The sequence below is a fragment of the Photobacterium sp. TLY01 genome, from assembly GCF_021432065.1.
Classification (GTDB): Bacteria; Pseudomonadota; Gammaproteobacteria; order Enterobacterales; family Vibrionaceae; genus Photobacterium; species Photobacterium halotolerans_A.
The window spans coordinates 1,466,084-1,481,921 of sequence record NZ_CP090364.1 but is presented as its reverse complement, the minus strand read 5'-3'; the positions used below and the strand labels follow the sequence as shown (position 1 = coordinate 1,481,921).

Sequence of the window (15,838 nt, the reverse complement as noted above, 5' to 3'; positions counted from 1 at the left end):
ACAACCATGCAATCGCTCATAAGCCCTACGTTTGCAACCATGCCCCTGAAAGTGAAGCTGATTTTACTGACACTGCTCCCGTTACTGCTGATCAGCGCTGCGATCAGCTGGATCGCGATCCATCAGGCAACCTCGCTGGGACAGAAAGAAATCGCCACCTTTCGTGCCAGCCTGATTGCATCTAAAGAGCAAGCGCTGAAAGACACAGTCGATCTTGCGCTCGACAGCATCAATCACATCTATCACAACGCTGCCATCGATGATGAAAAAGCCAAAGCAGAAGTCAAACGTATCCTGAGCGATCTGAGATACGGCCACGACGGCTATTTCTTTGTCTATCATGAAGATGGCACCAACCTGGCCCACCCTGTTTTGCCCGAACTGGTCGGGAAAAACCTGTTTCATTTGCAGGACAATAATGGGGACTTCCTGATTCAGGCGCTGATAGAGACAGCAAAGTCTGGCGGTGGTTTCCATCAGTACCTGTGGCATAAACCGTCCAGTGATTTAATCGTAACCAAGCTCAGCTATGCAGCATGGCTGCCGAAATGGCGCTGGATGATAGGTACCGGCCTGTACATTGAAGATGTCGCCCGCCAGATGGCGAAGGTCGAACAGGGAGTCCAGTCCAACATACGCACAACCTTCATTTCTGTGATTGTTCTGGTCGCCATCACCACCCTGCTCATTCTGGCATCCACACTGGCAATCAATCTTCATGAACACAGGCTGGCAGACAGCCGTTTAAAGGAACTGGCACATAAAACGGTTATGTTTCAGGAAGAAGAGAAAAAGCATGTTGCCAGAGAACTCCACGACGGGGTGAACCAGTTACTGGTTTCCTGCAAGTGCCATCTGGAACTGCTTCAGGACAAGATGGCCAAATCCGATATCGAGCAGGCCATACGTCACCGGAGCCTGAGTGAATCCTCTTTATTACAGGCCATTGCTGAGCTGAGGCGTATCTCACACAGCCTGCGTCCCAGCTCCCTGGATGACATCGGACTGATTGCAGCGCTGGATAACCTGCTCAGTGATTTTGCCGCTTCGACCGGCATCAGTGTGAATCAATCTCTGGCACTTGGCACCGCTAGCTTATCCACAGATATGATGACAACGCTATACCGGGTCGCTCAGGAGTCCCTGGTGAATATCAGCAAGCATGCCCAGTCAGACACGATTGATATCGAGCTCTCCGTCATACAGGAAAACCTGCAGTTCATGATTCGCGATCACGGAACGGGCTTTAGCGTGCAACAGGCCATGAATGGCAAAGGAATCGGCCTTCGAAATATGCGCGAACGGCTGGAATTTCTGGGTGGCGAACTGGATATCAGCAGCGAACCGGGACAAGGGACGGAAATCCTGGTTAACCTTCCTCTGAAACAAGGACTGGACATTTATGGCAAAAATTCAAGTACTGTTAGTGGATGACCATCAGGTCGTCATGGAAGGCTTCAAAGCCCGGCTCGACAACGAGAGCAACATCGAAGTAATTGCCACTGCAACCAATGGCGCAGACGCACTGAAAAATGCCGAACAGTACCAGCCCGATGTGGTGCTCATGGATATCAGTATGCCGGAAATGAACGGCATTGAAGCCACACGCCATTTCCGCCAGCACTTTCCGGAGATCAAGGTGCTGATTCTGACCATGCATGACAATCGCGAATACATCCTTCAGGTGATGCAGGCAGGAGCAAGTGGCTACATTCTCAAAGAAGTTTCCGCGCAGGAAATGGTACAAGCCATAGAAGCCGTACATCAGGGCGGGCGGTATTTTTGCAGGCTGGTCGCCGATACCTTATTCGCCGCCCCTATTGGGCCGGTTGAGCCAGCCGAAGTAGTACTGGCGACATTAAGCCGGCGGGAAGAAACCGTACTGCGTCAGGTGGCGCTGGGTAAAAGCAGTAAAAGAATTGCGATGGAACTGGGGATCAGCACCCGAACGGTGGAAACCCATCGCCAGAATATCAAGCATAAACTTAACATGAACTCCACGGCTGAGCTCACCGCTTATGCCGTGAAAGAAAACCTGATTTAGAACAGCCCCAGTTGCGGTGCAATAATATCGTCAAAATGCCGGCCGATAAACGGCAGGATACCATCTGCAATCGGCTTTAACTGTTTATCGATATAGTGGTCGTAATCGATCTGGCTTTGCCTGGCTTCTACCGGTTCCGGGCCATGGGTGGTAATCACATATTCAATCCAGCCGCCTGTCTGATACTGCAAGGGACGCCCCAACTGCTGATTGACTTCGTCGGCCCGCCGGGCGGCACGGACATGAGGCGGCACATTCTTCTGGTACTCTGATAGGTGACGGCGTAACCTTTTTCGGTAGATCAGTTTGTCGTCAAATGCGCCCTGCCCGGTCATTTCCACGTAAGCACGCACATACTCTTCCACGTCTTCGTCATGAAACACTTTGTGATAAAGGGTCTGCTGAAATTCCTGCGCCAAGGGAGTCCAGTCGGTGCGGACCGTTTCCAGCCCTTTAAAGACCATCTCCTCTCGTCCATTTCGAACCACCAAACCGGCATACCGCTTTTTGCTGCCGGTTTCCTGGCCCCGGATCGTTGGCATCAGAAACTTGTGATAATGGGTTTCGTACTCCAGCTCAAGGGCGGAAGTCAGGTTGTAATGCGCTTGCAGATGGCAGGCCCACCAGGCATTGATATCAGCCACCAGCCGGGCACCGATGGCATCCGCATCGTCACCACTGTGGGCCTTTTTCAGCGACACAAAGGTCGAGTCCGTATCGCCGTATATCACCTCAAAACCCTGTGCTTCAATGCGCTCACGGGTCAACTTCATAATTTCATGACCTCGCATGGTGATCGAAGAAGCCAGACGATGATCAAAAAAACGACAGCCGGAGGAACCCAGCACGCCATAGAAAGAGTTCATGATGATTTTTATCGCCTGCGAAAACGCTTTTTCTCCGTCTCTTTTCGCCTGATCACGTGCGGCCCACAACGCTTCAATCATTTCTGGTAAAAAGTGCTTTTGCCGGTGAAATCGCCCGCCCCGAAAACCCGCAATGGCCTGCTGCTCAGCTTTACCTTCCTCCAGGAGTAAACCTTCAACCAGCCCCATGGGATCAATGCAGAATGTGCGGATAATGGACGGGTACAGGGATTTGAAATCCAGCACCAGCACCGAATCATACAAGCCCGGTTTCGAGTCCATCACATAACCACCGGGGCTGGCGATCCAGTTTTCACTTTCAAGGTTGGGGGCCACATAGCCAGCGCGATGCAACTGAGGTAAATACAGGTTCGTAAACGCAGCAACCGAGCCACCGACTCTGTCCAGCTCTACCCCAGTCAGCCGGCTGCGTTCCAGCGCAAAATCCAGCAAGTGTGTTTGTTCGAAGATCCGGGTAACCAGTTTACAGTCCTGCAGGTTATAGCGTGCCAGAGACACTTTATCCTCGCGGAACATCTGATTAATTTCAGCCATGCGATCATAGACATTATGAATCGCCTTCCCCTCGCCAAGCAGCGCTTGCGCAACCGATTCCAGCGACCAGGAACGAAAGTTATAGGTGGCGGTTTTCAGCGTATCAATACCGTCCATCACCACCCGGCCCGGAATGGTAATGAAACCGGCATTCGGGTTCTGACTGGACTGGCGCCAGTGCGGCGTCTGCCTGCCGCGACCAAGCCGAAGAGGCAATTTGTGCCATTCTGCACGCCGCAGTAATAAACGCCAGTCAAAATCCACCACGTTCCAGCCGATCACGACATCAGGATCATAGCGGATAAACCATTCTTGCATGGCAATCAGCAGGGCTTTTTCATCCCTGACCCATTCAATCCATGACAGTTGCTCTTGCTCAGCATTGAGAGGCTCACCGACCATGATCACCCGGCTGTCAGCCTCACTGTGCAGACCGACAGAATACAAAATGCCCTTCTCTGAACATTCAATATCCAGTGAGACAACAGACAAGGAAGGCAGATAATCCGCCGATTTGGTTTTCACCTGACGAATTTCGGTATACCCATCTCTGATAACGGCATTCCCTGCGAAGGCGATTCCACCGCGGATGAAACGCTCCATCAGATAACGGTCAGCAAGCCGGATGTCATCTTCAAATACTTGAATGCCTTCTGCTGACAACAGTGCGCCGATCCGAAGGCTGGTGCTGATCGTTGAGGTGTAGCAAGCCGCCACGGCCTGATGCTGGAAGTCTTTCATGTCCAGCGTGCGCCAGTTGACGGACAGACCGTGCCGGGTCAGGACTGTATCTGCGTTTTCTTGTTCACTGGCCGGAATAAAACACACGGGCTTTTCGCCCTCAATAACCAGCTGGCAAGGCCCTTGGTCCGTTTTTACCCAGAGGACAATCTGGGTCTGCCCTTGCCTGTCGCGACTTTGCCGGGTGAGTACGAACCCTTCCGCCTGCAGCATTGAAGAATGAGAGGTTTGCCCGGGTTGGATGTGACGGTGCTTAGCCGATTTTGCGTTCAATTTTATTCCACTCATCAACCAGCCACTGGCCGAAACTCTGCATCAAAAACAAGGATGCCTTCTTCGGCACTTGGGTGCGACTCATCAGGATGTACGCGCGCTCGATGTCGACAGCTTTATCAGGATAATTTTTCAAAAACAGCGCTGTGGCTTCTCTGACTGACAGGGCCAGCACTTTTTCCCGGTGAAACACGAGCGTGTAGGCCGTCCATAGCATTTTCTTGCCGATATATTCACAGTAGTCAAGGTAATGCTCCGCCACCCGTGTTTTCAGGATTTTCTCCCGGTATTCTGTGAGGATGGGTTCAAAAGGACCATTGTATGATTTTGCCGCGTCCCAGCTGGGTTCAAATGCACCAAATCGAGCTGACAAATCATCGCCTTGAAGGCAGACACAGCAATGCCGGAGCCAAAAGCCCCACTGAAAAATACCGTCCAGCGACAAGACATCACGCGTCGTGGCCATCCTGATGTCCAGTCGTTTCACTGCCCTGTAACGTCTGGCTATATAGGTGCTCAGGCTGTGTAACCGGCTTTTTTCCAGCTCGTTCAAAGGCCGCTCAAACACCAGCGTCAGGTTCAGATCAGACTGCCCGGGCACGGCGTCACGACGTGCAACACTACCTGCAAGGTAGACACTGTGAAGTGTTTCTTTGAACAGGACACCAAGGTGCTGCAAAGTCTCATTAATACAGGGTTGAAACACCGGTTGAAAAGGCCGGTCGTTATCAATGACGGGAAGAAATGTTGGCAATATCTGTTTCCTGGGGCACCGCACTGTCTGTCTGCATCATAACATGAAAGTGACAGCCTTAAAGTTGGCGGCAGACTTAAACGCTGCAATCTCAACCAACTAAGGCCTGCCCTCGTCAGATACAGCACAATCGTCTGTATCATAGCCATCGACAGGTGGCCTTGGTATACTCCCGGTTCTATTCAATAAAACTGATGTTGACCCAAACATGGATAACTTAGACCTGATTTCATACGACGACGTTATTGAAGCTGCCTACGATATTTTTCTGGAAATGGCACAAGACAGTCTGGAACCCGCCGATGTCTTGTTGTTCACGGCTCAATTTGATGACCGTGGTGCAGCTGAGGTTGTAGAGACCGGAGAAGACTGGCCAGGCCATGTTGGCTTCGCTGTTGATGGCGAAGAATATGCAGAAGTGCGGATCGGGCTGGTGAACGAAGCCAACGATGAATTAGATGACATCTTTGCCCGCATGCTGATAAGCCGTAACCCGGACAATAAATTCTGCCACATCTTGTGGAAGCGCGACTAATCAGGTGATTAAGCCAGAAACAAAAAAAAACGGTGCTCATTTCAGCACCGTTTTTTTATCATACCAACACAGGCGTTTCTTCCTGCTGACAACGTCTGACCCAGAGCAGGCTGGCGATCGCCATCAGCACCATACACGTCATTATCGCGCCCAGGCTAAACTGATCTTTTGCACTCAGCATCGATGCCACCAGCGTCGCAACACCCGCACCTAAGTTCTGCAAACCGCCCAGCACCGCCCCCGCCGTACCGGCATGGAAAGGAAAAGGTTCTACCGCAGCTGTGGTGCTGACCGGAAAAACAATCCCGGCGCCAATGAAATACAGAAATGCGCCGCCAATCAGTGAGCTGACAGTAACTAGCCCTGCCATTCCGGGCAGTAAAATGGTTATTGCGCCGAAGCCAAGTGCTGCCAGCCCGACATAGAGCACCCGCTGTTGCCCCATGTGCCTGAGCAACAAAGTCGACATCCATGAGCCCAGCAGATATCCCGGTAACGGCAGCACAAATAACCAGCTCACTGTCGTCGGATCAAGTTTGAGTACATTGCCCAACAACACACCCGCGGCAGCTTCAAATACGGCAAGCCCTGAAAAGGTTGCCACTAAGCACATGACATAGCCCTGAAATTTGCGATTACTCAGCACATATTTATAGCTGACAGTCACACGCTCTACCCTACGCTTCTCATTAGGCAGGGTTTCAGTAAAGCGGGAGAAAATAATTAAAGTTACAGCAGCACCCAAAACCAGTAAAAAGACATAACTTGCCGACCAGCCAAGTGCCTCCGACAGGTATCCACCCAGAACCGGCGCAATCAATGGCGAGAAAATAATGCCCATACTGACCAGACTGTTTACTTTGTGCAGCTCTGTACCTTCGTAACAGTCCCGGGTAATCGTTCGGCACATTGCACCACCACATCCGGTTCCCATGCCCTGAATAAAACTGGCAAGCAGAAAGACTTCGAATGAAGGAGCAAAAAGTGCCAGTATTGTACCGAGAATGAAAATACTCATACCGGCCAGCATCACAGGCTTACGTCCAATCCGATCCGATAACGGACCGTAGACGAACTGCGACAGACCGTATGGAATGAGATACGAGGCCATCACAGCCTGCAAGAGAGCGGGCTTAACACTGAATGCCGCTGCCATTTGTGGGATCGCTGGCACGTACATAGTTTGGGTCATTTGCCCAACGGCGGCCAGAATAATAATCAGGAACAAAATTTTTGCCACACTGGCAGAATAAGATTGCCTTTGCACAACCTCACTCCTTACAACAATACAAAGAAAAAGATAAGTTCAAGTCATCATAAATCTATGCGGAAAATGAACCTTGAGAAATGGCTGCAGAATCGACCATTTACATCAAGTAACGTTATGACGAGCTTTCGAGCGGGATAGTAATAGCAGGCAAGGCGAACAACAAGTAAATCCTAACCTGAGCAGCACGATACTTTGTTATGATTCGGATTATAAAAACTAATCTTTCTGTTACGTCTTTACGGACAAAAAAAAGCGAGCATTTCAGCTCGCTTTTCCATTGATTTAAAGACTTGAACGATCCCTGAATCGTACGATGGACCCACTCACTGTGAGTAGGGATTTTTCTATGTTGGCTCAAGAGTTAGTTGGCCAACCAAGTTCAATGATAGTCCCGCCTTTTTTGCTTATGCGGCAGCTAACAGTTCCTTTATGCGCGGTTGCAATAGCAGCAACGACAGCCAAGCCTAATCCACTGCCGCTTTGGGGATTATCCTTAGCACTGCGAAATGCTGTGAAAATATGCGGAATTAACTCCAGTGAAATCCCCGGGCCGGAATCTTCCACACTCAAATAGCAAAAACCATCTTTCAGTTGAGTGGTGATTCTTATTGCTCCTGGAAGAGCATATTTACTCGCATTCTCCAGTATAGCTAACAAGGCTTGCCTTATTCGGGTGGGGTCGCAAAAGACGGGTTGTGTTGTTAAATTCAGTTCTACATATTGGTTTGCTTCATGAAGCATATTGACCGATAAATCAGTGAGTAATTTTATTTCTTTAGCTAAGTTAGTTTCTTTTATATTTATTCGTAACTCATCACTATTCATTAAACTAATAACACGGAGATCTTCAATTAAACGAGATAACCCTTCAATTTGTACTAATAGTTTAGTGAACTGGGTTTTATCTGGCGTAAATACACCTTCTGCTAACCCCTGTAATCGGCCCCGCAAAATTGTCACTGGGGTTCTGAGTTCATGAGCGATAGCGGCATTCCAAAAGGCGTGATCTTCAGTCATTCGTTGAAGTTTCTCAGCTAACAGATTGAAATCATCCACTAATAAAGCGGCTTCTCCTAATGACCGGTCACCAACGTTAGCGCGAAAATGTAGGTCGCCTTCAGCGATTTTTCGCATCCCTTCAGCAACTGCACTGAGAGGTTCCAAGATACGTTGGGATAACTTAATAGCGAGACTGACAGCGAGCAGAATGACAATAATGCATGTCAAAGCAATCCAAATCCATTCTGGCCAGGAGGGAGTAATATAGTTATCACTTGGTATATAATTGGGCCAGTATTTATCCCAAAGATAATAAAAAAAGAACGAGCCAAAAGTTGTAATTAATGCAGAGCCTATGCCTATCTTCATCATGGATAATGTAATCTGACGGCTCAAACCACTTAATTTCATTGGTCTCCCCTGAAACGATAACCAACGCCACGCACACCAGCAGGAATACCATGAATACCAAAGACTTCAAGTTTTTTGCGGATTTTGCTTATGTGGCTGTCAATCGTTCGTTCCAGCGTGTCCCCTTCTGGTAAACAGGAGTTTAATAGCTCTACTCTGCTAAACACTCGCTTAGGTGAACGAATGAAATGCGTCAACAGCTTAAATTCAGTTAAAGTTAGCACTAGGGCATGACGTTCTCCCTCCACATTGACAACAATTTCGTGACTTTCTAAATCAACTTCAAACGGCTCTGTCCGCAGCATATTTTTTCTGTCAGTTTGATTAATTCCTAAAGTACGCCTAAGAACGGCCTGAACTCGCGCTACAACTTCTGCCGGGTTAAATGGCTTAACAACATAATCATCAGCCCCGATTCTAAGCGCCATCAGTTTATCTAAATCTTGGTCCATCGCTGTAAGCATGATGACAGGCGTGTTGCTTTTCTGACGAAGTTCCGACAACACTTTCCATCCATCCATTTTTGGCATTTGGATATCAAGCAGAATAAGGTCAGGCTTCATGGATGAATGAAGTTCAAGTGCCTTTCGTCCATCTGAAGCGTGAATCGTACGCATATTACTGCGAGTTAGGTACGCGGATAGTATATCGACAATTTCAAATTCATCCTCAACGATCAGAATCACAGCCTGATGGTAAGACCCAGCCTCTGTATCTTGATCGGAATCCGCAGCAAATTTCTGCCCTTCAATGTACAAATTGTTCATCTCCATCGAATCTCCACATTCACTCAGCAGGACCTCAACACTCAGGTATTAGACTCAGCATTTATCTACAGCGGATAGCCCGCTTGAATGAGTTCAGAGGATACCTCAGTGAAAAAGAGAAATATATGTGTATCTAGCAGCTTACATATATTGGTGCTTTTCCTTTTAGTTGGCTGTAATCAATCCAATAAAGACGAAACTGAAGCCGGACAACAAGAGTATTTACCTTTAGTTTCAACGATAACGACGCAGCCACAACATTTAGATGTTTATGAAGAATTACCCGGAAGAGTGATGGCTGTGCGCGTTGCGGAGATTCGTCCACAAGTGGTTGGAATCGTACAACATCGCTTGTTCAAACAAGGTGCCGAAGTGAAAGCAGGTCAGTCGCTATTCCAGATTGATCCAGCGCCATTTGAAGCGGAAGTTGACACTGCCAAAGCTAACTTACTGAGAGCGCAGGTGACTTATAAACGTTCTCTGGACAAAGAACTACGCTTAAAACCTTTGGTGGAAGCCGATGCTATTAGTCGTCAAGAGTATGACGATGTTGTCTTACAGCGTGATCAAGCTGCTGCAGAAGTAGCTGTGGCTAAAGCTACGTTGACTCGACGTCTGCTTGATTTGAAATTCGCCAATGTAAAAGCGCCGATATCTGGACTGATTGAGCAAACCTTAGTTACTGAGGGCGCGTTAGTCAGTAGTACAGACGCAACACCGATGACGCGTATCCAACAGATCGATCAAGTTTTTGTTGATATTCGTCGACCTGCGTCTTCATTAGAAGCTATTCGTGAGGCTTTAGCAGCGAATTCTGATGGCGAACCCAGTATTGCTGGAACAAAAATTGAAATTTTACGCAGCAACGGACTTCCTTATTCTGTCAAAGGTGAAATCCTGTTTTCTGGAATCAATATTGATGTAGGCACAGGCGATGTATTGCTACGTGTACTCGTGGATAACTCTCAACGCTTGTTATTACCGGGTATGTTCGTAAAAGCAAGGGTACTTCATTCGAGTTACAACAACGCGTTAATTGTTCCGCAACAGGCGGTTATGCATCTTGCTGGCGCTCCTCATCTTTGGAGTATTGATCAGGATGGGCATGCACATTTAAAACCTGTAAAGCTCGGAGAATTGATCGATGGTCAGTACCACATTAAAGCGGGTGTTAAAAAAGGTGAAAATATCGTAGTAGAGGGTAAAGAAAGACTTGAGGACGGTATTCTCGTAGACCAACGCAAATGGGAAGAATCTGAGATTCTTTTAACATCCGCGACAAACTGATTAAGGTTAGAGTGTCTTTTTTATGTCTCAGTTTTTTATTCATCGCCCCGTATTTGCTTGGGTTATTGCTCTTTTCATTATTTTGTTTGGATGCATTTCGATTCCGAAGTTGCCTATTTCCCGTTATCCCTCTGTTGCGCCTCCGACGGTCAGTATTATGGCGACGTATCCGGGAGCCAGCCCGAAGGAAATGAACGACGGTGTTCTTAGTCTTATCGAGGGAGAACTGTCGAACGTTAAGAACTTGATGTATTTCGAGTCGTCTGCTGACAACTCCGGTTCTGCATCGATTACGGCAACATTTAAACCCGGAACAGATTCAGATCTGGCACAAGTTGATGTACAAAACCAACTAAAAGCAGTCGAGTCACGTTTACCGCAGGTGGTTCGCCAAAGCGGCTTGTCAGTAGAATCTGCTACATCAAACTTTCTGATGATTGTCGGGTTGAAATCTGATGATAACCGCTTTGATGAAATAGCACTGAACGACTATTTGGCTCGCAACATCGTAGATGAACTGCGCCGTATTGAAGGTGTTGGGCGTGTACAGTCATTTGGTGCTGAGAAGGCAATGAGGATCTGGGTTGACCCGAGTAAGCTCAATTCATTAGGTTTAACAATGAATGATGTTAGTCAGGTTATCACTCAGCAAAATACACAAATCGCACCAGGAAGTATCGGTGCTGCGCCGACGGTATTAGGACAACGAGTAACCGTTCCATTAACCGTGCAAGGCCAGTTAACCAGTGTTGAAGAATTTTCAAATATTATTCTTCGCGCAAACAACAACGGTTCGAAAGTCGTCCTAAGCGACGTTGCACGTGTAGAAATCGGATCTCAATCCTATGGTTATTTGAATCGTGAAAATGGTAAAACAGCGACGGCTGCGGCTATTCAGCTCACACCGGGAGCGAATGCGGTTAAAACTGCGGATGCGGTACAAAAGCGTTTGGCGGAGTTGAGTCAGAGTCTACCTGCTGGGATGACCTATTCAATTCCATTTAATACAGCACCTTTCGTTAAAGTTTCAATCAATAAGGTTGTCCATACCTTAGTTGAAGCTATGGTGCTGGTATTTTTTGTTATGTTTCTGTTTTTACAGAATATTCGTTACACCCTGATCCCAGCCATTGTTGCACCGATAGCCTTATTGGGGACGTTCACCGTCATGCTGTTAACCGGTTTTTCGATCAACGTGTTAACGATGTTCGGTATGGTTCTGGCGATAGGTATTATCGTCGATGATGCGATTGTCGTTGTCGAAAACGTGGAACGCTTGATGTCGGAAAAAGGCTTATCTCCGAAAGAAGCGACATCAAAGGCGATGAAAGAGATTACTGGCGCCATTATAGGTATCACACTTGTGCTAACGGCGGTTTTCATCCCGATGGCATTTGCCAGTGATTCGGTCGGCGCCATTTATAAGCAGTTTACATTATCGATGGCGGTATCAATTCTGTTCTCAGCATTTTTGGCGCTAACCCTAACGCCGGCGCTTTGTGCCACGTTGCTAAAACCGGTTAATGCTAATCACCACGAGCAAACAAGATTCGCTAAATGGTTTAGTCGTGGCTTTAACCGAATGAACAATCGGTATGAATCTCAGGTCAACGTGTTAGTGAATCGCAAAGGACGAATGATGCTTGTCTTTGTGTTTCTGTGCGCGATTTTGGTTCTTGTGTATAGACAGTTGCCGTCATCGTTTTTACCAGAAGAAGACCAAGGCTATTTTATTACCAATATTCAGCTTCCGGCAGACGCAACTACAGTACGTACGTTGGATGTTGTGAAAAAATTTGAACAGCATGCGTTAAGCCGTCCAGCAATTGAGTCAACAATGACGGTTATTGGCTTTGGATTTTCCGGTTCAGGTACTAACACCGCGCAGAGTTTTACCACGTTGAAAGATTGGGAAACACGCAACGATACCTCAACACTGGATGAGTTAAAACTTGCTGAAGAGGCAATGGCAGACGTGACAGAGGGAACCGTTATGCACATGCTGCCTCCTTCAATCGATGAGTTAGGAACGAGTTCTGATATTACGTTTTTCTTGCAAGATCGTGGAAATCAGGGATACGAGGCATTAAAAGCCGCTGAGGCCAAGATGTTAGAGTTGGCGAAAAATAGTAAATCACTTAGCGATGCCTATTCTGATGGGCTTCCTGCGGGTACAAGTATTCATTTAGATATTGATCGCCAGAAAGCTGAGGCGTTAGGTGTTTCATTCACGAGTATTAGTGAGACGCTATCAACTGCGATTGGATCGTTATACATCAACGACTTTCCGAATGAAGGCAGAATGCAGCAAGTCATCATGCAAGCAGATGCTTCATCAAGGATGCAGATTGAGGACGTACTTAAGCTTTATGTGAGAAACATTAATGGTGGAATGGTTCCGTTATCAGAAATCGTGACACCTATTTGGTCTGAGTCGGCACCGCAATTTATTCGCTTCCAGGGTTATCCAGCGGTTCGAATTTCTGGTAGCGCAGCTTCTGGAGTTTCTAGCGGCGAGGCGATGGCTGAAATAGAGAAAATGGCTAAGCAACTTCCGTCAGGCTTTACCATTGCATGGACAGGACAGGCATTGCAAGAGCTTCACTCAGCGAAACAAGCACCTATGCTAATGGCGCTATCGATGTTTGTTGTCTTCTTAGTGTTGGCCGCACTCTATGAGAGTTGGGCTATTCCCTTATCGGTCATGTTAGTTGTGCCCTTGGGATTGTTAGGTGCGGTACTCGCTATTGTAGTACGTGACATGCCAAACGACGTTTTCTTCAAAGTCGGGATGATCACCGTTATTGGTCTTTCGGCGAAAAACGCGATTCTGATTGTTGAGTTTGCCAAACAGTTGAGAGAGCAAGGCAACGGATTGGTTCAGTCAGCCGTTCAAGCTGCGAAGTTGCGACTAAGACCTATCTTGATGACCTCTCTGGCATTTGGTCTTGGTGTTATGCCACTGATGCTAGCAGAAGGCGCTAGTGCAGAAACTCAACGTGCAATAGGAACAGGTGTGTTCGGTGGAATGGTCAGCGCTACATTACTTGCCATTTACTTTGTACCTGCTTTCTTCGTGTTCGTGATGAGTATTCAAGAGCGTTTAAAGTCTTGGCAACAGACAAATAAGAAGTCACCTATGCAGCTTGAAGGTTAATACTATGCATTATATTGTTTTTGTTATGGTTTTATTTCTTTCAGCTTGTTCACTGACTCCTGAAATGACAAAGCCAGCCGCGCCAGTTCCGGAAGTATTTACTATAGATGGAAAAGCTGTACCTCCATCATCAAAGCCAACCGCGGAAATGGCTTGGCGTGAAATGTTCATCGATAAGCGCTTACAGGCGCTGATTGAGCTAGCGTTGGCCAACAACAGGGATCTGCGTATCGCGACACTGAATGTTGAATCGGTGAAAGCTCAATATGGAATAGAACGCGCTGCAAGATTGCCGAGTGTGGGCGCTTCTCTTGATACCACGAGACAACGCTCAGTTACCGGTGGCGATCCCAAGATATCTCAAATAGAAAAGCAGAGTAATTTAACTGTTGGAATTAGTGCATTCGAAATTGATTTGTTTGGTCGTGCACGTTCAATGTCAGATGCTGCCTTTGCCCGTTATCTAGCGAGTGATTACGGGCGTCAAGCGGCACAAATTTCTTTGATTAGTTCAATTTGTGAAGCCTATTTTTCTGAACAACTCGCGTATGAGCAACTTAAATTGGCGGAAGATACGTTGGCGGATTGGAAAAAATCGCTAGAGTTAACAATTCAACTACGAATGGCGAGTCAAAACAGTGCGCTTGATGTCGCCCAAGCTGAGGGGCAAGTTGCAAGTGCAGAAGCGATTCAGATTGCGAATAAGCGAGCTTTAGAGCAGGCAAGGCACTCACTGCGTCAATTAGTGGGCTCAGACATACCGACTGATCTTCCAGAGCCAAATTTACTCTCTGATCAATCGGTGAAAACGTCTTTACCGGCAGGATTACCGTCAGACTTGTTGCTGCATCGACCTGATATCCTGCAAGCGGAGCAGAATTTGATTGCCGCTAACGAGGATATTGGTGCGGCTCGAGCTGCGTATTTTCCTCGCATATCACTGACAACCTCGATCGGTTATGTAAGCCAAGATGTCAGGAATTTAGTAGGCTCTGGGTATGAGACTTGGTCAATCGCACCGCAAGTTACATTGCCTATATTTCAAGGCGGGAGACTCGATGCAGAGTTAGAACTGGCTAAAGTTCGTAAATCGACTTCAATTGCAAAATATGAAAAAGCAATTCAAATTGCGTTTAAAGAAGTCGCAGACGGATTGGTCGGCAGTGAAACGTATAAGTTACAAACTACAGCGCAAGAAAGAGTCGTATCTGCAGCCGAGCGAAGAACTAAGTTATCTGATCTTCGTTACAAGGCGGGTATGGAGCGACGTTTAGAACTGTTGGATTCGCAGCGACAACTTTATCTAGCTAAACAAACGTTACTGGAACTCAAACAACAAGAACTAAATAACGCGGTATTTCTATATAAAGCGTTAGGTGGTGGGCTGATATAACATTGTCACTGATTCGATGCTTTCATGTGACAGTCAGTTTTCGTGGATTTGTTCGAAATAAAAAGAATTTAAAAAAGAAAATAACAAAGCTATTTTCAAAAGGTTAATTTAGGTTATGAATGAGAAATGTGTACGTTTAGTACCAGTAGGATTAGAAGAACTATCGGCTTTTAAAACTAAGTTGCAGCAGACTTTTACCGATGCATTGGTCGAGCAATTTGGCCCATCGCACAGTGAGCCGATACCATCCGATGAAGATATATCAGAGTCTTTTAATGCCAAGGGTGCTGTAATAAATCATATATTCTTCGGAGAGGAGAAAGTGGGTGGTGTTGTGCTGAATATTAATACAGAAACCCAATACAACAGTCTCGATCTGTTTTTTATTTACCCCGGAAGTCATAACAATGGTCTAGGACTGGCAGCATGGAAAGCCATTGAAGCTGCGTACCCGAAAACTAAGGTCTGGACAACAGTCACGCCTTATTTTGAAAAGAGAAATATTAATTTCTATGTAAATAAGTGTGGTTTTTTTATTGTTGAATTCTTTAACAAATACCATCAAGAAAATGATGCTCAGACTGGTAATGTCGATATCGATGACGCAGGACTAAGTGAAGCTGATTTTTTCAAATTTCAGAAGATAATGAAGTTATAGAATATTTACTTGTCAAAATTAAAGTTTTTGATATTTACAAGCTCAAGCTCGAGAGGACCGAACGTCTCCACGTTCAGTCCTCTTCGTTCCTGCCAAATACCCGTTTAGATATAACTTTTAATGCTTAT

12 protein-coding genes are annotated in these 15,838 nt (G+C 46.8%); 7 read left to right on the top strand and 5 right to left on the bottom strand.

Annotation, left to right across the window (positions count from 1 at the left end; genetic code table 11):
• The first annotated feature begins 39 nt into the window (after nucleotides 1–39).
• Together LN341_RS07270 and LN341_RS07265 are read left to right on the top strand one after the other, a co-directional pair.
• Nucleotides 40–1,434, top strand: a complete 1,395-nt coding sequence (locus tag LN341_RS07270; RefSeq protein WP_234204956.1) for a cache domain-containing protein — start codon at nucleotides 40–42, stop codon at nucleotides 1,432–1,434.
• Nucleotides 1,403–2,044, top strand: a complete 642-nt coding sequence (locus tag LN341_RS07265) for a response regulator transcription factor (RefSeq protein ID WP_234204572.1) — start codon at nucleotides 1,403–1,405, stop codon at nucleotides 2,042–2,044. Before LN341_RS07270 ends, LN341_RS07265 begins: the two co-directional genes overlap by 32 nt.
• Here LN341_RS07265 and LN341_RS07260 read toward each other — a convergent pair.
• Nucleotides 2,041–4,419 (bottom strand): DNA polymerase II, encoded by a 2,379-nt coding sequence (locus LN341_RS07260; RefSeq protein WP_234204954.1) that lies wholly within the window; start codon nucleotides 4,417–4,419, stop codon nucleotides 2,041–2,043. The genes LN341_RS07265 and LN341_RS07260 overlap by 4 nt on opposite strands.
• 40 nt (nucleotides 4,420–4,459) lie before the next feature.
• Nucleotides 4,460–5,233 (bottom strand): nucleotidyltransferase domain-containing protein, encoded by a 774-nt coding sequence (locus LN341_RS07255; RefSeq protein WP_234204570.1) that lies wholly within the window; start codon nucleotides 5,231–5,233, stop codon nucleotides 4,460–4,462.
• A gap of 208 nt (nucleotides 5,234–5,441) precedes the next feature.
• On the opposite strand from LN341_RS07255, the gene LN341_RS07250 reads away from it, so the two are divergent.
• Nucleotides 5,442–5,768 (top strand): HI1450 family dsDNA-mimic protein, encoded by a 327-nt coding sequence (locus LN341_RS07250; protein ID WP_120510734.1) that lies wholly within the window; start codon nucleotides 5,442–5,444, stop codon nucleotides 5,766–5,768.
• Nucleotides 5,769–5,826: 58 nt separating this feature from the next.
• Here the strand turns inward: LN341_RS07250 and emrD are convergent, their stop codons facing one another.
• The 3 genes from emrD to LN341_RS07235 form a co-directional block, all read right to left on the bottom strand.
• On the bottom strand, nucleotides 5,827–7,035 hold the full coding sequence (gene emrD, locus LN341_RS07245; protein WP_234204569.1) for a multidrug efflux MFS transporter EmrD: 1,209 nt from the start codon (nucleotides 7,033–7,035) through the stop codon (nucleotides 5,827–5,829).
• A gap of 357 nt (nucleotides 7,036–7,392) precedes the next feature.
• A complete protein-coding gene (locus LN341_RS07240) occupies nucleotides 7,393–8,448 on the bottom strand; it encodes an ATP-binding protein (protein ID WP_234204567.1) in 1,056 nt (351 codons plus the stop codon).
• The gene (locus LN341_RS07235) at nucleotides 8,445–9,221 is read right to left on the bottom strand and encodes a response regulator (protein ID WP_052729968.1); all 777 of its coding nucleotides are present in this window, start codon (nucleotides 9,219–9,221) and stop codon (nucleotides 8,445–8,447) included. The genes LN341_RS07240 and LN341_RS07235 overlap by 4 nt, the downstream gene beginning before the upstream one ends.
• Nucleotides 9,222–9,323: 102 nt before the next feature.
• On the opposite strand from LN341_RS07235, the gene LN341_RS07230 reads away from it, so the two are divergent.
• The 4 genes from LN341_RS07230 to LN341_RS07215 all read left to right on the top strand — a co-directional run bounded on the left by LN341_RS07230 (nucleotide 9,324) and on the right by LN341_RS07215 (nucleotide 15,710).
• Complete coding sequence (locus LN341_RS07230; RefSeq protein WP_234204564.1) at nucleotides 9,324–10,502, top strand: efflux RND transporter periplasmic adaptor subunit; 1,179 nt, start codon at nucleotides 9,324–9,326, stop codon at nucleotides 10,500–10,502.
• Between the two features lie 22 nt (nucleotides 10,503–10,524).
• Nucleotides 10,525–13,659, top strand: coding sequence for an efflux RND transporter permease subunit (locus tag LN341_RS07225; protein WP_234204562.1), 3,135 nt, complete (start codon nucleotides 10,525–10,527; stop codon nucleotides 13,657–13,659).
• 4 nt (nucleotides 13,660–13,663) lie between these two features.
• Entirely contained in the window at nucleotides 13,664–15,052 is a 1,389-nt protein-coding gene (locus LN341_RS07220) for an efflux transporter outer membrane subunit (protein WP_234204559.1), read from the top strand.
• Nucleotides 15,053–15,167: 115 nt separating this feature from the next.
• Complete coding sequence (locus LN341_RS07215; RefSeq protein WP_234204557.1) at nucleotides 15,168–15,710, top strand: GNAT family N-acetyltransferase; 543 nt, start codon at nucleotides 15,168–15,170, stop codon at nucleotides 15,708–15,710.
• Nucleotides 15,711–15,838 lie beyond the last annotated feature (128 nt).